Origin of the sequence: Ramlibacter sp. (assembly GCF_035706265.1) — a bacterium.
In the GTDB taxonomy this organism is placed as follows: Bacteria; Pseudomonadota; Gammaproteobacteria; order Burkholderiales; family Burkholderiaceae_C; genus Ramlibacter.
Window position 1 is genome coordinate 1 of the sequence record NZ_DASSVG010000406.1, and the last position, 6144, is coordinate 6144.

The window sequence follows — 6144 nt, forward strand, 5'->3', positions numbered from 1 at the left end:
GAATTCCAGGTCTCCACGGTTCAGATTGGCCATACGTGCTCCTCGAGAAACGAACTTCGGCAGGCGTGTTCTTCTGGAGAGGGCAAAGCCTCTCCGCGCCCGCCACCAGGCAAGCAAGGGATTGCTGGTCGACCGGGCCAGCGACGGAGGGGAAAGGGGGCGTCCTCAGCGGACGCGCGGGTCAGCGCCGTCGGCGGCGCCGTCGGCTCGCGGTGAAGGCGAAGGACATGGAGGAACGCGCGCAGCCGGGCTCGGCCATCGCGCGGGTGCGGTCAACGCGGCAGGGCGCCGCGGGATCGGGAAGGGGCTCGGGCTGGGAGCCGTCCGGATCCTGACCTGCAACAAAACACAACGCAGCCCATCCTGAAGGGATACGCATTGGGACCTTCCTCTGGCCGGCCCACTTCGCCAGCCCTCTTCCGGATTACGAAATCGGTCCGAGCTCTCCCCCCGGCCGTTGTGTTGTTGAGGCGCCGGGAGCCCGAATCGTTACGTGTTTACTATTCGCGTAACAGCGTTGTAGGTCGAAACACGAATTACTGCTATCCCTATCCAATGTGCTTACATTCTGCTGACGAGCTGCTGTAACCAGATATTTGGCGGAATGCAACAGTTTGCGTGTTCTAAGTCATTGATTTAAATCAAACCCAGCTGCAAAACTCGCACTCCGGTCATCCGACGAACGGTAGATGGGGCTTACCCCAAGAGAGGGAGATCCGGCGTCGATTTGTTTGCGAGCGCGCTGCGCCGGAGCGCAATGGGGCGGAAACAAGGGGCCGCCAACGCCCCTGCACGCGTCGAAGCTAGCGCCGCGCGAACTCCGGCTGCTCGAAGTGCGCCACCCGCGTGGGCCGCCCCAGCACGCACACTTCGCGGAACTGGTAGAGGAATGCGGCCGTGGGCGCCGCGATCCAGCCTTGACCCACCGGCATGCGCAGCACGGGATGCACGCTGTCGGGGCAAGGCTCCAGCAGCGGCGCGTCGGTGCGCAGGAATTCGGCCAACGGAATGCGGTGGATGCTCGCGACTTCGCCAGCATTGGGCACCAGGCCGTGCGCGGCACCGCCCCACACCACCACTGGCGTGATGGCGAAGCCCGAGCGCGTCACGTAGTCGTCCAGGCGGCCCAGGATGGCCTGCGGCGGCAGTTGCAGGCCCACCTCCTCGTGCAGCTCGCGCAGCGCCGCCTGTTCCGGCGACTCGCCGGCGTCGATCCGCCCGCCGGGCAGGGCCCACTGGCCGGCATGGGCGCGCAGTCCGATGGCGCGGCGCGTGAGCAGGATGGCGGCCCGCGGGCTCCAGCCGGCCGGCGCGGGCAGGTCCTCGAGGTGGGCGCCGGTGCCTTCCTCCACCAGCGTCAGGGCGACGGCCGCAGGGTGCTGCGGCCCGCCGGCGGCCTGCAGGTGGACGAAGGCGGCGAGGGCTTCGCGGATGCGCGTGCGCAGCGGTTCGTCCAGCAGCATGGCCCGATTGTGGCCGCGCGGCCGCCCGCGCCTTGTGCGATCCGGCTCGCGAATCCCCGCCCGTGCGGTCCGCCCTTATCCTCGCAGGCTTCTGCCAACGAGCCTGCCATGCCCGATCGCCCGCCAGCCGCTGCCGCCGATGAGGGGGTGAGCGAAATCCTCGCCCCCGGCCGGCTCACGCTCGCGCAGATCCGCCGCCTGTGGGAGGCGGCGGAGCGGCCGCGCGTGCGGCTCGACCCCGCCTGCCGCGGTGCCATCCGCGCCGGCGCCGAGACGGTGCGCCGGGCCGCGGCCGGCGACGCGCCGGTCTACGGCGTCAACACCGGCTTCGGCAAGCTGGCCAGCACGCGCATTGCACCGGAAGACCTCGCCCTGCTGCAACTGAAGCTGCTGCGCTCGCACGCGGTGGGGGTGGGCGAGCCGCTGCCGGCGCGGGTGGTGCGGCTGGTGCTGCTGCTGAAGGCGGCGAGCCTCGCGCGTGGCCATTCGGGCGTGCGCGAGGAACTGGTCGACGCCCTGCTGGAACTGCACGAGCGCGGCGTCGTGCCCGTCGTTCCGGCGCAGGGCTCGGTCGGCGCCTCCGGCGATCTCGCGCCGCTGGCGCACCTGTGCCTCCCCCTGGTCGGCGAAGGCGAGGCCTTCGTCGGCGGCGAGCGACTGCCCGGTGCCCGGGCCCTCGAACAAGTGGGGCTGAAGCCGCTGCAGCTCGGGCCCAAGGAGGGCCTGGCCCTGATCAACGGCACCCAGGTCTCGACCGCGCTGGCGCTCGACGCGCTGCTGGCGGCCGACCGCCTGTTCGAGGCGGCGGTGATCGCCGGCGCGCTGACGCTCGACGCGGCGCGCGGCAGCGACGCGCCCTTCGATCCGCGCATCCACGCCCTGCGCGGGCAGCCCGGGCAGATCGACTGCGCCGCCGCCTACCGCGCGCTGCTGGCCGGCAGCGAGATCCGCCGCTCGCACCTGGAACACGACGACCGCGTGCAGGACCCCTACTGCCTGCGCTGCCAGCCGCAGGTGATGGGCGCCTGCCTCGACCAGCTGCGCTGCGCGGCGCAGGTGCTGCTGCGCGAGGCCAACGCCGTCACCGACAACCCGCTGGTGTTCGCCGACGACGGCGCCATGCTTTCCGGCGGCAACTTCCACGCCGAGCCGGTGGCGCTGGCCGCCGACGCCATGGCCGTGGCGATCGCGGAGATCGGCGCGATCGCGGAGCGGCGGGTCGCGATGCTGGTGGACACGGGGGTGTCGCGCCTGCCGCCCTTCCTGGCGCCGGAGCCGGGGCTCAATTCCGGATTCATGATCGTGCACGTCACGGCGGCCGCGCTGGCCTCGGAGAACAAATCGCTGGCGCATCCGGCCAGCGTGGACAGCCTGCCGACCTCGGCCAACCAGGAAGACCACGTGAGCATGGCCACGTTCGCCGCCCGCCGGCTGCAGCCGATGCTCGCCAATACGGCGCACATCGTCGCTGTCGAGTTGCTGGCCGCCGCCCAAGGGATCGAGTTCCTGCGGCCGCTGGCCAGCGCGCCGGCGCTCGAAGGTGTGCTGCGCCTGCTGCGCAGCGTCTCGCCGGCGATGCGGGGCGACCGCAGCCTGGCGCGCGACATCGAGGCGATCCACCACCTGGTGGCGGCCGGCGAGATCGGACGGGCGACCGAGCGCCACATCCCGGAACTGCACGCGCTGCGGCTGGCTTGAACCGCGTCGTCCCCGCGGATGGCCCGTTTTCCCGGGATGGAGCCGTCGTCCCCGCGCAGGCGGGGACCCGGAGCGGCGGGCCTCAGCCCGCCGAAGCCGGCAGGTTCGGCAGGGCGAGCGTGCCCAGGTCCCCGGGGAAGCGGTCGTCCAGGGCCGCCGAGACGCCCAGGCAGAGGAGGGCCGTCACGGCGGCGCGCTTCCAGGCGAAGCGCTGGACCAGCCGCTCGCGCAGCTTCGCCCCTGCCGTGGCAGGCGCGTGCGTCTCGTCCGCCTGGCTGCTGCTGCGGCGCCCGAGGGAGATGCACTCCAGCGCACCCTGCGCGACGAGTGAGGCGACCAGTTCGGCGGCCGCGGCGGGTTCCAGCCCGGTATGGGTCAGGAACCAGTTCGAGGTGACCGGGCCGACGGTCATGCGGCTGCAGGCCCCGAGCACCCGGGCGGTGCGGAACCGGTCCGGGATCTGCGGCCATTGCTTCAGCCGATAGGCATGGCTTCCGTCCACTGCGTCCTCCTCCGGGCTGTTCTGGGGCCGGTACATCTGGTTTCTTCCCTTACGACAGGGAGCAGTCTGCCTCCTGCGGTCGGGCTACGCCAGATGAAGGATGCCTAGGGGGTACTGGGCAGTTTCTTATGGCTGGGTGGGAGCGCGGGAAAAATTGGCGCCGCCAGCGCTGGTGCGCTGATCGCTGGGCTTTCGCTGCGCTGCAGCGCCAGCCTACCCGTGCCGCCTACGCGCCGGCTGCCGGGGCGAGTTCCACGGCCTGCCGGAGCGCCTCGACCAGGCTGCGCTCGTCGGCGATGCCCTGGCCGGCGATGTCGAAGGCCGTGCCGTGGTCCACCGAGGTGCGGACGAAGGGCAGGCCCACGGTGACGTTCACGCCGGCGTCCAGGCCCAGCACCTTGACCGGCCCGTGGCCCTGGTCGTGGTACATCGCGACCACCAGGTCGAAGTCGCCGCGGATGGCGCGGTAGAAGAGGGTGTCGGCCGGCAGCGGGCCCTGCACGTCCCAGCCGCGGGCGCGGCAGGCCGCCACGGCGGGCTCGATCTTGCGCGGCTCCTCGCCGCGGCCGAACAGGCCGTTCTCGCCCGCATGCGGATTGATGCCGCACACGCAGACCTTCGGCGCCGCGATGCCGGCGCGCTGCAGCAGCGTGTAGCCGCGGGCGATGGTGCGCTCCACCAGCCCCGGCTCGATGCGCTCCACCGCCTCGAGCAGGCCGATGTGGGTCGTCACGTGGATCACCCGCAGCCGCGGCGCCATCAGCAGCATGGAGACCTCGGGCGTGCGGGTGAGCTCGGCCAGCAGTTCCGTGTGGCCCGGATAGCGGTGACCGGCGGCGTGCAGCGCCTCCTTGTTCAGGGGCGCCGTGCAGATCGCGCCGAGCTCGCCCGCCTGCGCCAGCCGCACCGCCTCGGCGATGTAGGCGTAGGCGGCCGCGCCGCCGGCGGGCGCCAGGCGGCCGAAGGGCAGGTCGCTGGTCCGCGCGCCCACCCGGAGGCAGTGCAGCACGCCGGGCGCGGGGCGCACTTCGGCGCAGCGCTGCACCTCGCGCACCTGCACGGCACTCTTGGTGAGTTGCGCCGCCTGCCGCAGCCGGTCGGGGTCGCCCAGGACGACCGCAGCGATGTGCTGCTGCACGTCCGGGCGCGCCAGGGCCTTGGCGATGACTTCGGGGCCGACGCCGCACGGGTCGCCCATGGTGATGCCGATCAGGGGGTGGGTCATTCCTTGCGGTCCTCGGTAGCCTTGCTGCCGCCGACGGCGCGCAGGTGGCGCAGCACGCGCACCAGCGACTGGCTGTCGCCGAAGCCGCCGGCCTTGGTGACGACGAAGCGGGTGCCGTCGCGGCTGAGGCAGATGCCGGGCTCGAGCTCGCCCAGCACCTGCAGGCGTTCGACGCCCAGGCGGTCGAGCACGGCGCGTGCCGTGTCGCCGCCGGTCAGCACCAGCGTGGAGGCATGTTGCAGCAGCGGCAGCGCCGCCTCGGCCATGCGCTGCACCAGCGCGCGCGAGGAAGCGGCCGGCGCATGGCCGGTGACGGCCAGCACCACGGGATCCCCTTGTTCCGCGTGGGCCCGCGCCGTGGCGACGGTCTGCGCCACCGCGTCCGTCGATTCGAACCAGTCTGCGGGGTCCAGCCGCGCCACGTGCAGGTCCGGCTGGGCCGCGAGCTCGTCGACCTGCTGCGTGGTCACCGGCGAGAAGCTGCCGACCAAGGTCACGATGGGCGGATGGTCGCGGCTGGGCGCGAGCATGGGGTGTTCGGGGCCGCCTGCCTGCAGCAGCTCGGTGGCCAGCGCCTTGCACAGGCCGGCCGCACCCGTCGCGAGCAGCTGCACGCTGCGCGAGACGATCACGATCGCCAGCGCCAGCCGCCTCAGCTCCTCCGCGTCGGCGGCATCCACCGCGACGACGCGCGTGCCGCGTTCCAGCACCGACAGCAGTTCCCGGGCGAGGCTGGCGGCCGTCTGGGCCGGCGCCGGGCGCAGCAGCAGGGCCGCCTCGTCGATCGGCGCCAGCAGCTTCATCAGGTTCACCGGCAGGCCGGCGGCGTCGCGCCGGGGCTGGCCGTGCACGTGCAGCACGCCGTCCTTGAGCGTGCGTCCCTGGGTCGGCAGCGCGGGGCAGACGATGGCGGCCTGCACCGCACCGGGCACCTCCAGCACGGCCCGCAGCTCCTCGGCGACGTGGCCGCGCAGGGTGGAATCGATCTTCTTGAACAGCAGCTCGCCGCCCACGCGGCGCGCGCTCGCGGCGCGCACGATGGCGCTGACGCGCTCGACGGCCACGGCGGCATCCTGGGCGCGGGTGTCGCTGTCCACCACCCAGCTGCCGCTGTCCGGCAGCGGGCCCTTCACCACCAGGGGTGCGGGGCTGGCCGAGGCCTGCGCGAGCGCCGCCGCGCATTCGGCGGCGCCCGAAAGATCGTCGGCAATGACCTGCAGGCAACGGGGCATGGGGAGGCTCGCGACAGCTGTTCG

The 6144-nt window shown here is 72.5% G+C and carries 5 protein-coding genes; 1 reads left to right on the forward strand and 4 read right to left on the reverse strand.

The window, feature by feature from the left end:
• Positions 1 to 803: 803 nt before the first annotated feature.
• Complete coding sequence (locus VFM98_RS14560; RefSeq protein WP_325110633.1) at positions 804 to 1463, reverse strand: CoA pyrophosphatase; 660 nt, start codon at positions 1461 to 1463, stop codon at positions 804 to 806.
• A gap of 147 nt (positions 1464 to 1610) precedes the next feature.
• Between VFM98_RS14560 and hutH the strand changes: the two genes are divergently transcribed.
• Entirely contained in the window at positions 1611 to 3161 is a 1551-nt protein-coding gene (gene hutH, locus VFM98_RS14565; protein ID WP_414709029.1) for a histidine ammonia-lyase, read from the forward strand.
• An 82-nt stretch (positions 3162 to 3243) separates the two neighbouring features.
• Here the strand turns inward: hutH and VFM98_RS14570 are convergent, their stop codons facing one another.
• The 3 genes from VFM98_RS14570 to VFM98_RS14580 form a co-directional block, all read right to left on the reverse strand.
• On the reverse strand, positions 3244 to 3699 hold the full coding sequence (locus VFM98_RS14570) for a hypothetical protein (RefSeq protein WP_325110635.1): 456 nt from the start codon (positions 3697 to 3699) through the stop codon (positions 3244 to 3246).
• A 190-nt stretch (positions 3700 to 3889) separates the two neighbouring features.
• Complete coding sequence (gene pdxA, locus VFM98_RS14575) at positions 3890 to 4888, reverse strand: 4-hydroxythreonine-4-phosphate dehydrogenase PdxA (RefSeq protein ID WP_325110636.1); 999 nt, start codon at positions 4886 to 4888, stop codon at positions 3890 to 3892.
• The coding region (locus VFM98_RS14580) for a four-carbon acid sugar kinase family protein (RefSeq protein ID WP_325110637.1) at positions 4885 to 6144 on the reverse strand (1260 nt) is incomplete at its 5' end. The genes VFM98_RS14580 and pdxA, both read right to left, overlap by 4 nt.